1 protein-coding gene is annotated in these 688 nt (G+C 61.3%); it reads left to right on the top strand.

Translation table 11 applies throughout. From position 1 onward, the window contains the following. A partial coding sequence (locus tag RTX98_RS12130) for an NADP-dependent isocitrate dehydrogenase (RefSeq protein WP_312796849.1) occupies positions 1 to 688 on the top strand: 688 nt, incomplete at both ends.

Below are 688 nucleotides of genomic sequence, written 5' to 3'. Positions count from 1 at the left end.
AGAAGATGTGGAAGTCGCCCAACGGCACGATCCGCAACATCCTGGGCGGCGTGATCTTCCGCGAGCCGATCATCATGAAGAACGTGCCCCGCCTCGTTCCGGGCTGGACGCAGCCGATCATCGTCGGCCGCCACGCTTTCGGCGATCAGTACCGCGCCACCGATTTCAAGTTCCCCGGCAAGGGCAAGCTGACGATCAAGTTCGTCGGCGAAGACGGCGAGACCATCGAGCACGAAGTGTTCCAGGCGCCGGGTTCGGGCGTCGCGATGGCGATGTACAACCTTGACGATTCGATCCGCGAATTTGCCCGCGCTTCGCTGAACTACGGCCTCCTGCGCGGTTACCCCGTGTATCTGTCCACCAAGAACACGATCCTCAAGGCCTATGACGGCCGCTTCAAGGACATCTTCCAGGAAGTCTACGAGACCGAGTTCCTGGATCAGTTCAAGGAAAAGAAGATCACCTACGAGCACCGCCTGATCGACGACATGGTCGCCTCGGCGCTCAAGTGGTCGGGCGGCTATGTCTGGGCCTGTAAGAACTACGACGGCGACGTCCAGTCCGACACGGTTGCGCAGGGCTTCGGCTCGCTCGGCCTGATGACCTCGGTTCTGATGACACCGGATGGCAAGACGGTGGAAGCCGAAGCCGCCCACGGCACGGTGACCCGTCACTACCGTCAGCACCA

The organism is Tianweitania sp. (assembly GCF_032053605.1).
Taxonomy (GTDB): domain Bacteria; phylum Pseudomonadota; class Alphaproteobacteria; order Rhizobiales; family Rhizobiaceae; genus Tianweitania.
This window is presented reverse-complemented; position numbering and strand designations above follow the sequence as displayed.